At 36.3% G+C, this 17760-nt stretch carries 15 protein-coding genes; 5 read left to right on the forward strand and 10 right to left on the reverse strand.

Going from position 1 to position 17760, the window contains the following annotated elements; all coding sequences use genetic code 11:
* Positions 1-101 precede the first annotated feature (101 nt).
* Genes A3EM_RS0138045 through A3EM_RS0138055 form a run of 3 tightly spaced genes read right to left on the reverse strand, consistent with a single transcriptional unit; the run spans position 102 to position 1483 of the window.
* Positions 102-428, reverse strand: coding sequence for a MazG nucleotide pyrophosphohydrolase domain-containing protein (locus A3EM_RS0138045; protein ID WP_020533483.1), 327 nt, complete (start codon positions 426-428; stop codon positions 102-104).
* Between the two features lie 16 nt (positions 429-444).
* Positions 445-780 (reverse strand): hypothetical protein, encoded by a 336-nt coding sequence (locus tag A3EM_RS0138050; protein ID WP_020533484.1) that lies wholly within the window; start codon positions 778-780, stop codon positions 445-447.
* Between the two features lie 40 nt (positions 781-820).
* On the reverse strand, positions 821-1483 hold the full coding sequence (locus tag A3EM_RS0138055) for a DUF6090 family protein (RefSeq protein ID WP_020533485.1): 663 nt from the start codon (positions 1481-1483) through the stop codon (positions 821-823).
* Between the two features lie 330 nt (positions 1484-1813).
* Between A3EM_RS0138055 and A3EM_RS0138060 the strand changes: the two genes are divergently transcribed.
* The 4 genes from A3EM_RS0138060 (at position 1814) to A3EM_RS0138075 (ending at position 6140) form a co-directional block, all read left to right on the forward strand.
* The gene (locus A3EM_RS0138060; RefSeq protein WP_020533486.1) at positions 1814-3064 is read left to right on the forward strand and encodes an efflux RND transporter periplasmic adaptor subunit; all 1251 of its coding nucleotides are present in this window, start codon (positions 1814-1816) and stop codon (positions 3062-3064) included.
* A 150-nt stretch (positions 3065-3214) separates the two neighbouring features.
* Entirely contained in the window at positions 3215-3907 is a 693-nt protein-coding gene (locus tag A3EM_RS0138065) for an ABC transporter ATP-binding protein (RefSeq protein WP_020533487.1), read from the forward strand.
* Between the two features lie 107 nt (positions 3908-4014).
* The gene (locus A3EM_RS0138070; RefSeq protein WP_020533488.1) at positions 4015-5112 is read left to right on the forward strand and encodes a Nif3-like dinuclear metal center hexameric protein; all 1098 of its coding nucleotides are present in this window, start codon (positions 4015-4017) and stop codon (positions 5110-5112) included.
* Between the two features lie 62 nt (positions 5113-5174).
* Complete coding sequence (locus A3EM_RS0138075) at positions 5175-6140, forward strand: J domain-containing protein (RefSeq protein ID WP_020533489.1); 966 nt, start codon at positions 5175-5177, stop codon at positions 6138-6140.
* 82 nt (positions 6141-6222) lie between these two features.
* Here A3EM_RS0138075 and A3EM_RS0138080 read toward each other — a convergent pair whose 3' ends face one another.
* The 7 genes from A3EM_RS0138080 to A3EM_RS0138110 form a co-directional block, all read right to left on the reverse strand.
* Positions 6223-7275 (reverse strand): UDP-glucose--hexose-1-phosphate uridylyltransferase, encoded by a 1053-nt coding sequence (locus A3EM_RS0138080; RefSeq protein ID WP_020533490.1) that lies wholly within the window; start codon positions 7273-7275, stop codon positions 6223-6225.
* Positions 7276-7436: 161 nt separating this feature from the next.
* Positions 7437-8600 carry a galactokinase gene (galK, locus tag A3EM_RS0138085; protein WP_020533491.1) on the reverse strand — a complete coding sequence of 388 codons (1164 nt, stop codon included), beginning with the start codon at positions 8598-8600 and terminating at the stop codon, positions 7437-7439.
* A gap of 110 nt (positions 8601-8710) precedes the next feature.
* Entirely contained in the window at positions 8711-11233 is a 2523-nt protein-coding gene (locus tag A3EM_RS45010; RefSeq protein WP_020533492.1) for a T9SS type A sorting domain-containing protein, read from the reverse strand.
* Between the two features lie 223 nt (positions 11234-11456).
* Positions 11457-11867 carry a VOC family protein gene (locus tag A3EM_RS0138095; RefSeq protein ID WP_020533493.1) on the reverse strand — a complete coding sequence of 137 codons (411 nt, stop codon included), beginning with the start codon at positions 11865-11867 and terminating at the stop codon, positions 11457-11459.
* Between the two features lie 35 nt (positions 11868-11902).
* A complete protein-coding gene (locus A3EM_RS0138100) occupies positions 11903-12988 on the reverse strand; it encodes an adenylate/guanylate cyclase domain-containing protein (RefSeq protein ID WP_020533494.1) in 1086 nt (361 codons plus the stop codon).
* Positions 12989-13165: 177 nt separating this feature from the next.
* Positions 13166-13981 carry an alpha/beta fold hydrolase gene (locus tag A3EM_RS0138105; protein ID WP_020533495.1) on the reverse strand — a complete coding sequence of 272 codons (816 nt, stop codon included), beginning with the start codon at positions 13979-13981 and terminating at the stop codon, positions 13166-13168.
* Between the two features lie 499 nt (positions 13982-14480).
* Entirely contained in the window at positions 14481-15455 is a 975-nt protein-coding gene (locus tag A3EM_RS0138110) for a TerC family protein (protein WP_020533496.1), read from the reverse strand.
* Between the two features lie 393 nt (positions 15456-15848).
* On the opposite strand from A3EM_RS0138110, the gene A3EM_RS0138115 reads away from it, so the two are divergent.
* Positions 15849-17594, forward strand: coding sequence for a DcaP family trimeric outer membrane transporter (locus A3EM_RS0138115; RefSeq protein ID WP_020533497.1), 1746 nt, complete (start codon positions 15849-15851; stop codon positions 17592-17594).
* Positions 17595-17760: the final 166 nt, after the last annotated feature.

Here is a 17760-nt window from a genome sequence, read left to right on the forward strand (position 1 = left end):
AAACCATACTGGTTTAGATCTAAATAATCAGTTCAAATATTCCTGTTTTTTTGTTTCAAGCATCTGCTTGGATGGTCCGCAAACCAGATTAGTAATTTCCTCTAAACCTTCCATTTCCGTTTCTCATTCACCGCTTCTTTCTTCCTAAAGGCGGTTTCCAGGTCCACTTTAAAATAATTGGCAAGGTCTAACAGGTATGCAAAAACATCGGCAAATTCTTCTTCTAATTCAAAAGGTAAATCTTCTTTCCCCTCTTCATGGTAAAGGTTCTCATGCTTTCTAATAGCCTTTGCCAACTCTCCAATTTCTTCTGTAAAAAGCAGGAACAATTCAAGATGGTTATTTTTATCCCATCCTCTTTCAGCACATACCTCCTTGATATATTCCTGAAAATCTTTCAGAGCTGGTTTTTCTGGTAAGTGAGCCATGATATTTTTATGATCTTTAAAAATTTAAAACTTTACCCTCTGCCATAATTAAGGATTTTGCTTTTGACCAGGCTGGTAAACTTTCAGTCTCAAAGGTATAAGTCCTGATTTCTTTTGCAATTTTTGCACTGTGTTTCATGGATTCTTTGTGGGCACCACTCATGGCAAACTCCCGCATTTCCTGATGGTTTTGCCACAAGGTCATGGTATAATGTTTCGTCCAGAAGCCGGTACTTTTATAAGCTATCGCATTCGTTTTCTTTACCTGATTCACAATATCCAATGCTTTTCTTGATAAGGCAAAAAATTTGAATGGGGACTTCAGTTCGAGATATGTAATGGTGGCTATCATTTTGTTGTCAACTAAGTTTAATGATTAAATTTTCTGGGGATTACAGCATTTCCAATTCTTCATCCAGTAAAGATCTCAATTCCTGGCAACGTTCTATTTCTTTTGTGGAAGAGCCAATGGCAATCCCGTAAGTTCCATATAAACTTTGTATAATATTTTTCAATAACTTGTCATCAATAAAACTATAATCGCCTGACCTAATCTTTCCATAATCTAAATTGTATATCATGAAATCGCCAAAATAATTTTCCATGATACTATTCTGCCTTTTATAATCCAACTTTACCTGCACCTGATTGGCATAATGATATTCTATAGCCCTCTTCAATTCGAAATTATCAAAAATACCCAGATCACCCGAATTGATCAGAGCATTATAAGTAACATCATGGGGGTTATAAATCACCACATTGGCCAGTTCAAATACATCATTCACCACAGTATCTCTTCCAGCCTGTTTTCCATATAAAAAAGGGAAAAGCCCCTGAATAGAGGATATTTTGTTTTCGAAGGTTTCAATATTTTCCCTTAGATGATTTATCTCATCATCCAAATCCATTTTAAAACTTTCCAGGTATTTAATCCTCTCTACCTCCTTTTTTCTTTCTTCATTCCAATTATTGAGTGAAAAGGCTATGGAAATCCCTATAATGACTATAATAATTTCCCCAATGGCATATTTCCAGTTTAGTTTTTTAATCATTTTTCCTGATGAAATTTCAGCATCATTTTCATAATGCCCAGATAGTTGTTATATCCCACACTGCATTAGCATTTTCCTGATTTTCTCAGTAAATTAATGAAGAGTAAGCAAATCAAAAAAAACACCACTAACTTTCTTTAAAACCAGTCAGATTTTACTGTTCGCTGACGGACATTACTATCCGCAAACGATCAAATGAAAATTAAATAATATAGCCTGATTGGCTAAAAACAGCGATTTTTGCTAATGGCACACCTTTTGGAAAACGATCAGCAAGAATGATAATTTAACTGTAATAATAGGGTACAAACTCACTCATATAAAAAGGTAATGGATAGAAAAATTAAAAAGAAAAAGTGGACTGTAAAGAAAGTTTCCGGAATAGGTTTTATTGCCCTTGTGGTTTCCGGTGTACTTTATAGCTTTATCTTTGCCGATAGAAGATCAAAACTAAATGTGGAAAGGGATAAGATTACCATTTCCACTGTAAAACAAGGATCTTTCCAGGAATTTATCCCCCAAACCGGAACCGTACTTCCAATAGAAACCCGTTACCTTGATGTGATTCAGGGGGGAACAATCAAAAAAATTGTAAGGGAAACAGGTGCAGTTGTCAATGTGGGAGACACCATTCTATTATTGGCAAATGATGCCCTGGAAAGAGAAGTCATGACCAGGGAAACACAACTTTACGAACAGATCAACATTGCCAGAAGGACTCAACTGGAAATGGAAAACACTTCTTTGAGGCTAGAATCTGAATTGGCCAGAATTGACAATGAAATTGCATTGCTTCGCCCACAATATGAAAGATTCAAGCAACTTTATTCCAAAAACCTTGTCTCTAAAAGAGAGTTTGAGGAAGTGGAAAAGCCTTATTTGTATAACCTGAAGGTAAGAGAGCTCCAATATTCTTCTTACAAACAGGATTCATTAACCAAAGCATCTAGAGCGATAGAGCAAAGAATGATTACTTCCAGAATGAAAAAGAGTCTTGATGCTGTTGGTGATATTCTTGATAATTTAATTATCCGGGCACCAATTGCCGGACAGTTAGCCACTCCCGACCTTGAACTTGGCCAGGGCGTAGTTCAGGGAGAGCGAATTGGTCAGGTTGATGTAATGGACAATTATAAAGTGAGGGTGAGAATAGATGAGCTTTATCTTCCCAGAATTGAAAAAGGCTTGATTGGAAAGTTTGATTATACAGGCAAAACCTATCAGATGAAGATTACAAAAATATTCCCAACCATTTCCGAAGGGAGGTTTGAAGTAGACATGGAATTTCTGGATGGCGCTCCTGCTGGTATAAAAAGGGGATATTCACCAAGAATTCAAATAGAATTAGGAAGCCCTCTTGAAGCTACTTTGCTGGCTGTTGGAGGATTTTATTCCAGCACTGGAGGCAACTATGTGTTTGTTGTAAATGAAGATGAAGGTAAAGCTTATAAAAGAGAAATTCAGATTGGGAGGAAAAATACAAACTATTTTGAAGTGACTTCCGGTCTGCAGGAAGGGGAAAAGGTAATTACTTCTTCCTATGATAATTTCGGTGAAAATGAAGTACTTGTACTCAAATAACACAAATAAATCCGCTAAAATGACAATTTCACCAATTAGCATAAATTAATGGCAGAAATTGTATTGGATGCGTATATTGATATATCCTAGTGTCAAATTAATTAAAAAAACGTTTTCGGATTACTAAACAAAAAAACTTATTGAGATATTATGATTATAAGCACAAAAAACCTGAAAAAAATCTACACTACCGAAGAGATAGAAACAACCGCTCTCAATAGCGTAAACCTTGATGTAAAAAAAGGTGAATTTGTAGCCATTATGGGACCTTCAGGTTGTGGAAAATCAACCTTACTTAACATTATGGGCCTTCTGGATAATCCCTCACAAGGAGAATATTGGTTTCTTGACAAAGAAGTCTCAAAATATTCTGAAAGACAAAGGTCGGAACTTAGAAAAGGACAGATCGGGTTTATTTTCCAAAGTTTTAACCTAATAGACGAACTTACAGTTTTTGAAAATGTAGAACTTCCACTCTTATACTTAAAAGTTCCCGCTAAGGAAAGAAAGGAAAAAGCGGAAGCAGTTTTGGAGAAAATGAACATCATGAACAGGAGAAACCATTTTCCCCAGCAACTATCCGGAGGTCAGCAACAAAGGGTGGCCATTGCCAGAGCCGTAATTGCCAATCCTCCATTAATTCTTGCCGATGAGCCTACTGGAAACCTTGATTCTGCCCACGGTGAGGAAGTAATGAATTTATTGACTGAACTAAACAAATCTGGTACTACAATCGTGATGGTAACACACTCTCCCCACGATTCAAATTTCGCCCACAGGGTAATTCATTTATTTGATGGACAAGTAGTTACAGAAAATATTAAAGAACAGTTTCACGTATAAAAGGAACAATTTTCTTAAAAAAGGCAATCTATTCGCAGGTTGCCTTTTTTTATTTTTTTATATCTTCATCTTTGTAAATGCAATACTGGAAATGAATTTGTAAAAAAATGAAGATAAAAAATATAACCAATTACCTTGAATCTATTGCCCCACTGGCCTATCAGGAAAGTTATGACAATGCAGGATTAATCACCGGAGAGTCGGGATGGGAAGTCAACGGAATCCTTACCACCCTCGATTGCACAGAGGTGATTGTAGAGGAAGCCATCCAAAAAAATTGCAACCTGATCGTAGCTCATCACCCAATAGTTTTTTCTGGTCTGAAAAAAATTAATGGTAAAAATTATGTAGAAAAAACAATAATTAAAGCCATTAAAAATGATATCGCCATTTATGCCATTCATACCAATCTGGATAATGTAAATAATGGTGTAAATGCCATGATTTGCGAAAAGTTGGGTCTGACCGGATTAAAGACACTTTCCCCAAAAAAGAACATCCTCACCAAACTAACCACATTTGTTCCGAAAGCCAATAAGGAAGAAGTACTTGAGGCACTAAGTAAAGCAGGAGCCGGGAATATTGGGAATTATTCTAACTGTAGTTTCCAACTGGAAGGAACCGGCACATTCCAACCCAATGAGGTGGCCAAACCCCATATCGGGAAAGCCAACAAACTGGAGTCTGTAGAAGAAATAAGACTGGAAGTAATCCTTCCCTCCTACCTGGAAGGCCAGGTTTTAAATGCTTTGAAAACAGCTCATCCTTATGAGGAGGTAGCCTATTATTTGCATAATCTGGAAAATAAATATGAGCAAATCGGCTCGGGAATGACAGGTAATTTGCCTGATCCGCTGCCTGCTAAAGAATTCCTTGCCTACCTCAAAGAAAAAATGGATCTGAAAGTAATCCGGCATACGCCTTTAGTGAAAGACTCCGTAAAAAAAATAGCAGTGTGTGGGGGAGCCGGATCCTTTTTATTAAAAAAGGCCATTGGGGCCAGAGCCGATATTTTTATCACCGGAGATTTTAAATATCATGAATTTTTTGATGCAGAAGATAAAATCATAATTGCTGATGTCGGGCATTTTGAAAGTGAAACTTATACCCGTGATTTATTAAAAAGGATGCTGGAAAAAGAATTTAAAAACATCTCTATTTTGGTTTCTGAAGTGAATACCAATCCGGTAGGTTATTTTTATTGAGTGATAATTTTTAAAGGGGTTAATGGTTTTGGATTAATAGGTATCAACTAAATTGCAAAATTTTGGAAGAGAATTATTTACATATTCTAAGCCTAAGAGAAGGAGCTAGCAAAGATGAAATAAAAAAAGCATTTCGAAAAAAGGCTAAACTTCTCCATCCAGATAAGAACAATGATCCATCCGCTACTGAAAATTTCCTTTTGGTTACCGAAGCTTATCATTACTTAATAAATAAAGATAAGCTTAACATAACTGAATTGGAGAGTTATTCAAATATGAGTTTTGATGATTTTAAAGGAACCGTATTTTATAAAAGATCCTATACAGATTTTGAAATTGTTTTTGACTATTTTGTACTTTTTATATGCCTGTCAATCATTTTTTATACCCCTTATATTGGTTACACACAAAGCGGTCAATTAGGGTTAATCGTGGCTAGCTTTATTCTATTGCTCGTTTCCGGACTTCTACTTCAAGGAATACTAAGTTTAAAAATAGTTCCAATAAAAAGTTTCTTATCTGCTTCCTTTAGAATTATTCAAACTAAATTTTTTTGGACTCTATTTTTGTTTCTTTTAAGCAACTTTCTTTTTTTCAAGATTGGGATAAATACCATAATGAGCACATGGGTAGTGATCGTACTTTATCTAACTTTGGGATTATTGGGGTTTTTATCTTCTTATCTTAAAATCAATTATTTTAAAAAAAATATACTCTTTAATTCTCTCGGTGTTTTTCCCTCAATTCTAAGCCTATTTTTATTTCTTAATTTCAATTTTACCAAAAATCCAAAGACCGAAACTTATCCGATTTCACATATTACGGATTGGTCTTATAGCAGCAGAGGTAGTAATTCCAAATTAATTAAAACTAGCATGTTTACATTGCCTGACAATCGATTTGATAAAAACCCTGGATTAAGATTCTTTTTTAATCAAAATGATATTTCAAATTCTACTAAAATCACTTATACAATTGAGAATGGACTATTTGGAATTCAGGTGGTAAAAGACATCAATCTAAATTAAGTTATATTTATTGTAAAGAGAAGATAAAAAATGGCTCAGGAAAAAAATATCCTGAGCCATTTTTTTGCAGTTTATCAATAAATTACCACTCCGGATTACGGTTTTTATAATGAGTGGCTGGCAATGACCTTAATTTTTCTGCGGCCTGCTCTGCGGTAATGTCTCTTTGGGGGTTGGCAAACATTTCATAACCAACCATAAACTTTTTCACTGTTGCAGATCTTAACAATGGCGGATAAAAGGACATATGCATATGCCAAAAGTCATAATTATTTTTATCGGTTGGGGCCTGATGTATTCCTGAGGAATAAGGAAAAGAACACTCAAAAAGGTTATCATAAGCAATGGTGATACCCTGAATTGCTCTTGCAAAATTTAACTTTTCTCCTTCAGTCATTTCTGAAATATTGGTTACATGCCTTCTTGGGATAATCATTGTTTCGTATGGCCATACTGCCCAAAATGGCACCACAACCACAAAGTCCTCATTTTCCAAAACTATCCTTTTCCCATGACCTAACTCCTCCTCCAGATAAGTTTTCAACAAGCTTTTTTTATGCTTATCAAAATATTTTTTCTGGTTGAATGACTTTTTCTGTACTTCTACAGGAACTGAAGATTGCGCCCAGATCTGTCCATGTGGATGAGGGTTACTGCATCCCATTACATCTCCCTTATTTTCAAAAATCTGCACATGATCTACCCTTGCATGACTGCCCAGCTCCTTGTATTGCACCTGCCAGGTATCTACCACCTTTTTAATGGCCTCATCTTCCATTTGAGCCAAGGTAAGGGAATGGTTGGGTGAAAAACAAATTACCCTGCAAATCCCGGTTTCACCTACGGCATACAACAATCCTTCCTCATATTCATCCTGGCTGCTATCCGAAGTTAAGGCCGCAAAATCATTGGTAAAAACAAAAACATCTTCATAATCCGGATTGGTTTCCCCATTGGCCCGGGTATTTCCTGCACATAAATAACAATTGGGATCGTAAGCCGGCCGCTCTGACAGGTCTGGATCTTCAGTTTTGCCTTGCCAGGGTCTTTTAGTCCGGTGTGGAGATACCAGAATCCATTCACCGGTTAATATATTTTTGCGGTAATGTGAGCTTTCTTCAATAAATGATGCCATTATTTAACTTTTCTTGTGATAAAATAAATGGTAGTCCTTGAACACAGCAATTTATTTTAAATCAAATTTCATTGATCGTTGAATTAAATACAAGTTTGACCAACCAGAATTGTATGGGGATATTTTTAATGCATATAAGTTAAGGGTCAAAATCATATAGCTTAATATTCAATATCTGTAACACTTTTTACTCCACTACCAATATTTACATGGTAGCAACCCAACTGAATATCAAACTCTTTTAAATAAACTTTGCTAATTTCCTCAATAAATTGTGCGGTGTCTTTTTGTTTTACCAGGTTAATGGTGCATCCACCAAAACCTCCCCCCATTAATCTACTCCCCACAACAAAATCTTTATCTTTAGTAAATTCAACCAAAAAATCCAGTTCTTTACAACTGATTTCATATTCTGTTCTCATACCCTCATGTGCCTGATAAAGCAGTGCCCCGGCACTTTCAAAATCTGCATTGTTCAGCGCATCACAAAAAGCTAAAACTCTTAAGTTTTCCTCCACAATATATTTACATCGTCTGTAAATTACATCCTCCATTTCACTTTTATGAGCCTGAAGCATATTGATATCCACATCTCGCAAAGATTTAATTTCGGGATAATATTTTTGTAATAATGCTACCCCCTCTTCACATTGCGCCCTTCTTACATTATACTCAGAGGAAGCCAATTCATGAGCGATATTGGTATTGCACAACACAATGGTGAAATCTCCTAATTCCAACGGAAAATACTCATAATCCAGAGAACGACAATCGAGCCGGATTACCTTGTTCTCCTGTCCCATCATGCTGGTAAACTGATCCATAATTCCGCACTTTACACCTACATAATTATGCTCTGCTTTTTGAGAACATTTTACCAGTTCCAGGCGAGAAAGACCAAGAGCAAAAATTTCATTTAGTCCGTAACTTAATCCACATTCAAGGGCAGCAGATGAAGATAGCCCTGCTCCCTGTGGCAGATTCCCGGTAAATACACAATCAAATCCTTTTACCTTTGCCCCAGCTTTTTCCATCTCAGCTACCACTCCGATGATGTAATTTCTCCAGCCACCAGAAGGAATTGCGTCCAATTGGGTAAGCTTAAATTCGTATAACTCCTTTTTATCGATGGAATAAACCCTGGCCAAATCATCCCGGCTACCTTTATTAATGGCAAAAGAAATGTATTTATCAATTGATGCAGGTAATACAAATCCTTCATTATAATCGGTATGCTCACCAATAAGATTAATTCTTCCGGGAGCCTGAATTTGTAACTGAGGCAATTCTCCAAACTGCTCTTCAAATGCTTTAGTAATGGTCATAAGAAATTATACGATAATTAATAAACGTAAAACTAACGTTTATTTAATTATAAACAATACTCCTTCTTCAAAAACCATAAATTATTTTCAAATCCTTAATTTAAGGAATTTTATTTTTGAATGGCGATTTTATTTACCCCAACTATTTTATTCCCTGATTTTAAAGTAACCAAATAAATTCCTTCAGGAATTGCAGCATTTTCCAATTTTACATTTTTTCCCTTGTACAATTGTTTTTCAATTACAATTTTTCCATACGTATCCCGAATTTCAATCTGGTAAAGTTTATCATTGCGAAGGTTATCCGAAAAATTGATTTCAAACCCATCACTGGAGGGATTGGGATAAATCTGGAAGACTGGTTCTATACTTCCCTGTTCGTCCCCAATACTTAATACCTGATCTTCCTTCGAATCTACGATAATGTACATAGCTTCTTTGGGCAAAAGAATATTTAATCCACCTTCAATTGGGGTAACAGGAATTACTTTTACTTCATAACCGGCAGCATCCAGAACCCTGGCAGATTTAATTTTTGGATTTTTAATAGTAATGGTTACTTCTGTATTCTGTGCTCTCCAGGGCATTTTCCCAGTGTTATCAATTCGAAAACCTTCCACTTCATTTTCATCTATTTTAAAGGTCGTTTTGGTTTCCACCCATCCACTTGGTCGATAAATCGTTCCAATTTGAATCAGGATTTTTTCAGATTCTTTAAGAGCCTTTTCATCCATGGCTACCACATTTATAGCCGCATAATTATTTTCAGTTTCAATGGTTACATCACTGAGTTCAAAGGATTTTTTCTCCCCAATAAAACCACAAATTCCCTGTGCGGAAGGTGCATTCATGGTCACAATACCTTCTTTATAATTCCAGTTCAACTCACCTGTGATACTTTTTACAGTTTTGTTTTTATAATCGATTAGATTATCCAGTTCCTCGGAAATTTTGTTGTTTTCCGGATTCCCGTCATATTTTACTTCTATTGGTCCGGTGAGATGAGCAATAGGAGAAATTTCAGTTTCCAGTTCATTTCCGGAGTTACCCCATTCATCCCTATTAGGGTCGAAACTGTTACTTTCACTAATCAGGGGAACTTCCCTATTCCAGATAGACGAAAGTGTTCTTTCTTCATGAACTACTACTTCCCCTTCTTTCAAAAAACCCAGCCTGTATAATAATGCATTGGCTGGAAACATTCCGATTTGCCCAGGAGTGGAAACTGTCCAGCGGTACATTGCCTTTTGTCCTCCAGGAAAATTTGTAAAATCCCAATAAGGATAATCATCATACGCTCCTGCACTTGGGGAAAACCAAAAGTAGCCGTCCACTCCGGTTAATGACATATAAGAAGCAATTAAAAAAGGCCCTTCTGCCTGATATTTATGAGGCAGGTTCCAGGCACTTTCCGTTACAAAAAACGGGCGATCGTCCAGTTGCTTAATATTCACTGGCAATTTATGCGGATAATGTAAAACTGAATTGCCCACATAATGATGGCCTGGATCTATTCTCCATCCACTATTTTCCCCCACATGCTGTGGAGCATAATATCTATTGACAGCCATTACCTCACTGGTGGCATTTGTATATCTTTCAGCATCAAAAAGCAAGGTAGGATCGGCTGTTTTCCAGTTATTACCATTAATAAGTTGTTTGCAGCCCAAAGCTCTGTAATGATCATAAATTTCCGTATAGAAATCCCGTTGTATTTCGGCAAAAAACTGAATCTGATCTGCAAGGCGTTTGGCTTTTCCACCAGACTGAGGTTGAGTAGCATCCCAAATATGGTAAATCCCTACTCTTTTTTCATCCGCATTATCGGTGTCCATGGTTTCTCCATCCCAGGCTTCATATGCTTTTGTGAGATCTCCGTATTTTTCTTCAATCCAGGTATAAAAAGAGGTTTCTATTTTTAATTGTAAGGAAGGTTTTACATTGGAAATGGTCCAGAAGAAAACACCATCTTCATTTTTGGTTTGGATTAGCGCCACAGCCGGTTCATCTTTAAGTGGAATTCCGGTATAAGGATTTTCTTCCGTGTACAAAACCTCCACCCATTTTTTATAGGCTTCTTTCAAGTTTTCCTCAAAATACATCACCTCCCAGGGTTTCGTTTCCCCATTATAATCCCCCAGATCCCAGGAAGCAGGAATATGATCCACCTTACCAGCCCAAAAGGGACTAATAGCAGTATAAATCCCTTCCTTTTTCATAGCGGCCACAAGTTTCCATATGGCATCAATTTCATCAGTGTCTACTTCAGTAATATCCTGACTTGATTTTTTCGGATGAATTCCCCCATGAAACCTGATCAGGTTTACGCCCATTTTCGCCAGAAACCGGGCATAATCTGCCAATTCCTGATCGGAGAAATCTTTGGCAAGTACTCCACCCCCAATTGCCCAAAAACGAATTGGCTTTCCATTTTCAGTAACAAATGATTTACCATCAGCAGACAATTGGATAAAGCCGTTTTCCCCAGCTACCGATTCATTTAAATACCTTAAATCAAGCAGGGCCTCATCAGTAAATTCATCGCCTGTATATTCAAAGGGCCAGGTAGACTGTGATTTTAAGAAAGGGGAAAATATAATAAAGAGAATGATTGTAAGAATAGTGTTTCGCATAGTTTTCTATATTTCATATTTAGTACTAATGCGATTAGCATCTTACTTTCCAGAAAAAGCAGAGTAGTTGAAGGCTTTTATCAAAAAACCTTAATTATTCCAAGAATAAAATACACTGATTGTTGGCGCTTAATCAGGGTAATAAAAATATAATCGCATTCTAGCGATTAAAATAAGAATAATTTTGAACCCAACTATCCTGTTTTGTCGGGTATCCATTTTTTTATTGGTAAAAGGAATTTGCATCCACTACCAATGTAGTCAATTCTACGGTATGCCCATCCGGATCTTTGGTATAAATAGAGTGGAAATAATGATGGTCCTGGACATTAAAATTCAATCCCAGTTCCTTGTACCTCTTTTTTGCCTGTTCAAAGTTTTGTAGCGTAACATTAAAAGCAAAGTGATCAATTTTAATATTTCTGGAGAAAGGATCAGCTTTTTCATCATTTAAATTGGCGGGAAACAAAGCAACACCCGATTTATTGGCCAGCATAAAAATGGGAAAATCTCCCCACTCAGGTAATTGATATTTTTTTAAACCCAGCACTTTTTCGTACCATTTCGCAGAAGCCTCTACATCTTTAACTCGAATAGCCACATGGTCCAGAAATTCAATTTCAAACTTTTTCATTATAATGTCTGGATTCTCAGGATCTTCAAAACCTTCTACTTCTTCCCCAACACCTCATAAACCAAAATCTTCTCTTTTTTGCCTTTTACAGCTACTGGTTCCCAGGCTTTGGTTTCAAATAAATGACCCACTTTTTTAAATACACTTTCACTCATTAAAATAGAATTAGGGAGCTCTTTGGTAAGCATTTCAATTCTCTTCCCTGTATTTACAGTATCTCCCGTAACAGAATATTCAATTTTATCTTCCGACCCCAGGTTTCCAGCCACCACCTCTCCTGAATTGATTCCTATACCAACACTTACAGGTATTTTTAAATATTCACGATGTGCCTCATTTATTTCATTTAGTTTTTCCAGCATTTCCAAAGCACAAAAAACCGCATTCTCTTCATTATTTGGATAGGCCACCGGGGCTCCAAACCCTGCGAATATTTCATCTCCAACAAATTGATTTACCACTCCATTATGCTTTTTAACTACCTCAGTCATCATCGCATAATATGAATTTAGAAACGAGACTACATGTTTTGGTTGCATTTCCTCACTCATACTGGTAAACCCTCTTATGTCACAAAAAAGGACTGATATATTCCTGACTTCTCCCTCAAATATTGAGTTTTCTGTATCATTCAAGGCTTTTTGGACCACCTGTTCCGGAACAAATTTCATGAACAACTTCAGGGTTCGTTCCTGCTCATTTACTTTGTGCTGAAGTTCCTCCACCAACTGCTTGTTTTTCTTTTGAAGGAAATAAAGTGTTTTGGCATTTTCTATAGTCATTCGGAGCTCATTCTCATCCCAGGGTTTGGAAATATACCTAAATACCTTGCCTTTGTTTATCGCATCAATAATAGCTTCTATATCGCTAAAACCTGTTAGAATCATCCGAATGGCATCAGGATAAATAGGCACCACTTTTTCAAGAAATTGGACTCCTGTCATTTCAGGCATTCTCTGATCGGTAATGATTAAATGGACGACATTTTCCTTTAATATCTCCATGGCTTCATTTCCACTAATTGCCGTCAGAATTTTAAATTCTCTTCGGAATGCAGCTTTAAATGAAATGAGGTTTTGCTGCTCATCATCTACATAAAGTATCGTAAAATTCTTATCCATTTAATTTTTTCGATTAGTCAACAGCACAAATTTTTCCCTTTCCTGTTAAGATCGGTAAAAGTAAGTATTAAATAAGCACTTATTCAATTTAAATATACGAGTAAAGGCATATTAAAGTAAATTTTTTAAGGCAAATTATCTAAAAGATTGTTCCAAAGTTCCATCAATTCTTTAATCTTAATTCATATCCTGAGTAGATTTTTCCATTGCGTTCATCTTGTCAACTTTTTCCAGACAATTATAGATCGCATTGTAAATTAAATCTGGGTTTTTCCAAGGGATGAGATGGCCCATATTTTTTCTGGTAACCATTTCTAAAGACGCATTGGTGATCATTTTTTTTGCAAAAGCAGCATTTTCAAAAGGGACAAGACCATCTTTTTCCCCATGAATATGAATCGTGGGAACCTTTATTCTTTTCCATAAGGGAAGCATCTTTTTTAACTCCTCCACATGGGAAAGTTTCTCGTAATTGGAGACCCTTAATGTAGCAGGAACCATCCATCTAAACACAAACCAATCAGCAGGATATGAAATCCAGAATATCTTTTCATGCTCAGGATCAATTGCCGGAGCTGCCATTACCAAAGCGCCAACCTGATCCGGAAAGTCTATTGCCATCCTGGCCACAATAGGCCCACCATACGAATGGCCCACCAGGATAGCAGGTTTCCCTGATTTATTGGTTTCTAATATAGGCTGGATCATAGCAGCCTGCCTTTCAATTGAGGTTTCGTGATCACCAAAACCTGAATGACCATACCCTGGCCGGTCTACCGAAACCAACCTTGCTTTTGAAGCAAGAGAATCATTTGAAATATAATCTATAAATGCGTCAAGGGAACCCGGAGCACCATGAACAAACAACACCATTGGTAGTGTATCAGGTCCTATTGAAACATAATTAACAGTTCTCCCTAAAGCTTCATATTGGTTTATTTCTGGTTCTATGGATTTGGCTTGAAAATACTTCTTAAGTTTTTCTTCACTCATTCTAAATTGCAAACAACTACTGATTAATTCGGGTATTAGGACGATAAACATCAAACCCAATAATTTCAGTCTGTGTTTTTTGAAAAGGTTAGTAATTTTTAGCTTAGTCATCACAGCATTATTAACAACCTCACAGGATTCTTTAGTTCAGAATTGCTTAGTAAAGAAAAAAAATATTTTTTTATTTTTTACTTGTCCTAATAACCCAATCCTTGGACTGGCCGTCCGCTTTTTTTGCCCTGCGTACCGCTGCAATTCGGATCAAAAACTTATCATTCTGGGCAAAAAATGGCGAGTAAAAGCGGATTTTATTCTCTCAACTTTAATTACCTGTACTTTTTTAATTTGGAGAAACTTTACCTCAATATCAGGCAGTTGAGGCAAATTAAAAGGTTGTTATTTCTGTCCAACTACTTTCTCACACAAATTGGGAAATCCATTTAGTTTGCAGGCATAAAAAAACCCTGATTTTATTGAATCAGGGTTATCTTATTTGTTTTTAAGCAGCTTTATTTTCATCATCGGGAAGTGTGCTATTTCCATCATTTAAATCAATCTCTATTTGTTCAGCCTTTTGTGGAAAAAGAACCGAAACCAATACTGACAGGATAAGAATACCGCCAACAACACCCAAAGCCACTAATACCGGCATATGGTAATAATCTGCAATTAAAATTTTTGTACCAATAAATGCCAAAATAGTAGCCAGACCATATTTTAAATAATGAAACAAATTCATTATACCGGATAAAGCAAAATACAAGGATCTTAATCCTAAAATGGCAAAAATATTAGAGGTAAACACAATGAAAGGATCCTTCGAAACGGCTAAAATTGCCGGAATAGAATCCATCGCAAAAATTACATCAGTGGTTTCAATTAAGAAAACTACCACAAAAAGTGGAGTCGCATGAAGTACATTATTAAGCCTTACAAAGAATTTATCTTCGTGCAGTTCATTGGTAATAGGAAAAACCATTCGAATTAGTTTTATGGCAATGCTTTTTTCAGGTTCAAATTCTTTTTCTTTTTGAAACATTAATTTTAGCCCTGCAAACACCAAAAACCCGCCTAACAGATATAGTGTGAAATGAAATTGTTCAATCAGTTTGACCCCTGCAAATATGAATACCGCCCTGGAAATCAAGGCACCCAACACTCCCCAAAAAAGCACTTTGTGCTGGTATTTACCCGGAATATTGAAATAGGAAAAGATGACCAAAAACACAAATAGGTTATCCACGCTTAAGGATTTTTCAATAAGGTAGCCGGTGAGAAATTCAAGGGCCATGGTCTGCCCTTTCCAGAAATAAATTAAAGCATTGAATGCCAGTGCCAGTGCTATCCAGAATCCACTCCAAAGCAGGGCATCTTTTACTTTTACTTCTTTTTTCTTTCTATTGAATACAAACAAATCCAGTAAAAGCATTACCAGAACGAAAGCATTGAAAAGGATCCAATAAATTAATGGCATTATTCTGTTTTTTGGGTGCTTGGTAATAATCTTATAAAATTACTATCCTTTGAAAGATAATAATGGTCTTTTATTGTGCTATTCAGCCTCTATTAAAGCCTTTTATACTCTAAAAAGACCATTTAAGTTACTGATTTGCAAGTAATAGACGAACCTTACTCCTCAGGTCACATGCTTTGTTCAAAATGGATCCTTATTAAGTATTTTACAACACCATTGAAAACAAGGAATTATTTACTTTCTTAAACCCAAAAAATTCCTTTCACAATTTCATTAAAAATCAGGAATAAAGATTCCTTGACCTGTTAAACAGACTTTTTTTTGCATCCAATCCTGATTTTTTGTAATTCAACAATCCATCACAATTTTTGTGGAAACCCAAAATTTCAAAATATGAAAAGCCTATACCTTTCTGTTTTTTTCTGTTTTTTTCTTACCACTCAGGTGATTTCTCAATCATTTGTAGGTCAAACTACAAGTCGGTTAAATTTCAGAAAAGGTCCTAGTACCTCCTTTGAGATCATTGAAGTACTACCAAAAGGGAAAAAAATGTTTGTTTTTTCAGAAGAACCAACCGAAAATTTTTTCCATGTGTTGGATGTGGCTACTAACCAGGAAGGCTATGTTTATTCCTCACATTTTGAGATATTAGATGTGATTCCAAGATATAGTTTTAAAAAAGGAGAATTTGAAGATTCACTAAAAAATGTCCAGGCGGACCTTCAGATTTACAATTCTTCCAACAAAAGACTTTATCTAAAATTAAATGAAAGTATCTATGATTTCTTTCCAAAGGAGAAGGTTGAAATATTGATTTTCCCCGGGGAATTAAATTATGTGGCTTCCATACCCGGAAATATGCCCATTTATGGCATTGAGTTAATTCACCCCAATCAAAAATATTTCTGGGAATTCCGAACCACGAAGAATGAAACAGGACTAGATACTATTTCTTTCGCTTTATCGGAAACCGGACTGGTAATAGAGCCTCCAAGTCCACCGGAAGAGGAGGAAGAACCTAAAGAAATAAAAATTGATACTACAAAAGTCGTGGAATTTCAGGTTCACCCTCAGGATGCTCAGGCAGCTAAATACAGAATAGATATCAGAGGTTATGTAAAAACCAATACCTTTTATGATTTCAACGGAATGAAAAATACAGAAGGCTTTCTTCCTTTTGAAATCCCGGTCGATGAGGCTTTAAACCAGGAATTACAGGGATTATATATGGGTGCCAGACAATCCAGATTCAACATTGAATCAAGTGCCAATACCAAATATGGCCGGATTTTAACTTTTATTGAGGGCGATTTTGCCGGAGATGGACCTGGCCTGAATTTCCGGTTAAGGCATGCTTATGGAAAACTGGGGTACCTCACTATCGGCCATACCTGGACAAATTTTACTGATTTGGAATCCATGCCATCTGTGGTTGATAATGAAGGGCCAAACAGTGCGGTCTGGACAAGACATGGTCTGATCAAATACGAAAGGAAAATTGAGGGCAAATATGAATTTGGATTATCTGCAGAAAGTCCATTAACTGACGTAACCAATCCTTTTGATACCGTCCGGGCCGAATCAAGACAACGAAACTTTGACTTTTCCGGGAGAATAAAATTCGATACGGATAAGGGCCACTGGCAGGTTGCGGGGGTTTTCAGAACGATTTCATACAAAAATATTAACCAAACAGAAAAAGTAGAAACTGGTTTGGGAGCTTTGATTAGCGGAACATTAAAATTAAATGATTACTCCCGTTTGCTTTTTCAGGGCATTTGGGGTAAAGGAATTGCCAGATTTATTACCGGCCTGAGTGGAAGGGGCCTGGATGCAATCCCCGATCAGGAAGGCAATTTAACAGCCCTGCCAACCAGAGGGGGTTTTGTAGCCTATGAATACAATTGGAATCCAAGAGTCTATTCCACCCTAATTGTTGGGGGCAACCATATAAAAAACACGGAAGATCAACCTGAAAGCAGTTATAAATCCAGCGGATATTCCAGTGTCAATACCTTTATTCAGATTTTGCCAAACCTGCAATGTGGAGCGGAAATAGTTTGGGGAAGGAGAAAAAATAAAGATGGAGCGACAGGACATGCACAAAGAGCACAGCTTATGGCCAGATTTAGTTTTTAAGCATTTCGAGGCAATTTGCCGGTTGGAATTTGTTTTGTAATTGGAATTTGGTTTTGTAATAAATTTTAACTTTCCATTTTTTTAATTTAAAAAATGCATAAATTTGGTTACTTGAATTTATTTAGAAATTTCATTTAACAAACAATTTTATAATTAGCTGATTATC

The organism is Flexithrix dorotheae DSM 6795 (assembly GCF_000379765.1).
Taxonomy (GTDB): Bacteria; Bacteroidota; Bacteroidia; order Cytophagales; family Flammeovirgaceae; genus Flexithrix; species Flexithrix dorotheae.

What these genes read in the sequence shown, in the direction of transcription:
- A3EM_RS0138060 (WP_020533486.1), top strand. Translation starts at nt 1,814, where the DNA reads ATGGATAGAAAAATTAAAAAGAAAAAGTGGACTGTAAAGAAAGTTTCC.
- A3EM_RS0138055 (WP_020533485.1), bottom strand. Translation starts at nt 1,483, where the DNA reads ATGATTAAAAAACTAAACTGGAAATATGCCATTGGGGAAATTATTATA.
- A3EM_RS0138070 (WP_020533488.1), top strand. Translation starts at nt 4,015, where the DNA reads ATGAAGATAAAAAATATAACCAATTACCTTGAATCTATTGCCCCACTG.
- A3EM_RS0138095 (WP_020533493.1), bottom strand. Translation starts at nt 11,867, where the DNA reads ATGAAAAAGTTTGAAATTGAATTTCTGGACCATGTGGCTATTCGAGTT.
- galK (WP_020533491.1), bottom strand. Translation starts at nt 8,600, where the DNA reads ATGACCATTACTAAAGCATTTGAAGAGCAGTTTGGAGAATTGCCTCAG.
- A3EM_RS0138110 (WP_020533496.1), bottom strand. Translation starts at nt 15,455, where the DNA reads ATGCCATTAATTTATTGGATCCTTTTCAATGCTTTCGTTCTGGTAATG.
- A3EM_RS0138105 (WP_020533495.1), bottom strand. Translation starts at nt 13,981, where the DNA reads ATGAGTGAAGAAAAACTTAAGAAGTATTTTCAAGCCAAATCCATAGAA.
- A3EM_RS0138080 (WP_020533490.1), bottom strand. Translation starts at nt 7,275, where the DNA reads ATGGCATCATTTATTGAAGAAAGCTCACATTACCGCAAAAATATATTA.
- A3EM_RS0138050 (WP_020533484.1), bottom strand. Translation starts at nt 780, where the DNA reads ATGATAGCCACCATTACATATCTCGAACTGAAGTCCCCATTCAAATTT.
- A3EM_RS0138065 (WP_020533487.1), top strand. Translation starts at nt 3,215, where the DNA reads ATGATTATAAGCACAAAAAACCTGAAAAAAATCTACACTACCGAAGAG.
- A3EM_RS45010 (WP_020533492.1), bottom strand. Translation starts at nt 11,233, where the DNA reads ATGCGAAACACTATTCTTACAATCATTCTCTTTATTATATTTTCCCCT.
- A3EM_RS0138115 (WP_020533497.1), top strand. Translation starts at nt 15,849, where the DNA reads ATGAAAAGCCTATACCTTTCTGTTTTTTTCTGTTTTTTTCTTACCACT.
- A3EM_RS0138045 (WP_020533483.1), bottom strand. Translation starts at nt 428, where the DNA reads ATGGCTCACTTACCAGAAAAACCAGCTCTGAAAGATTTTCAGGAATAT.
- A3EM_RS0138100 (WP_020533494.1), bottom strand. Translation starts at nt 12,988, where the DNA reads ATGGATAAGAATTTTACGATACTTTATGTAGATGATGAGCAGCAAAAC.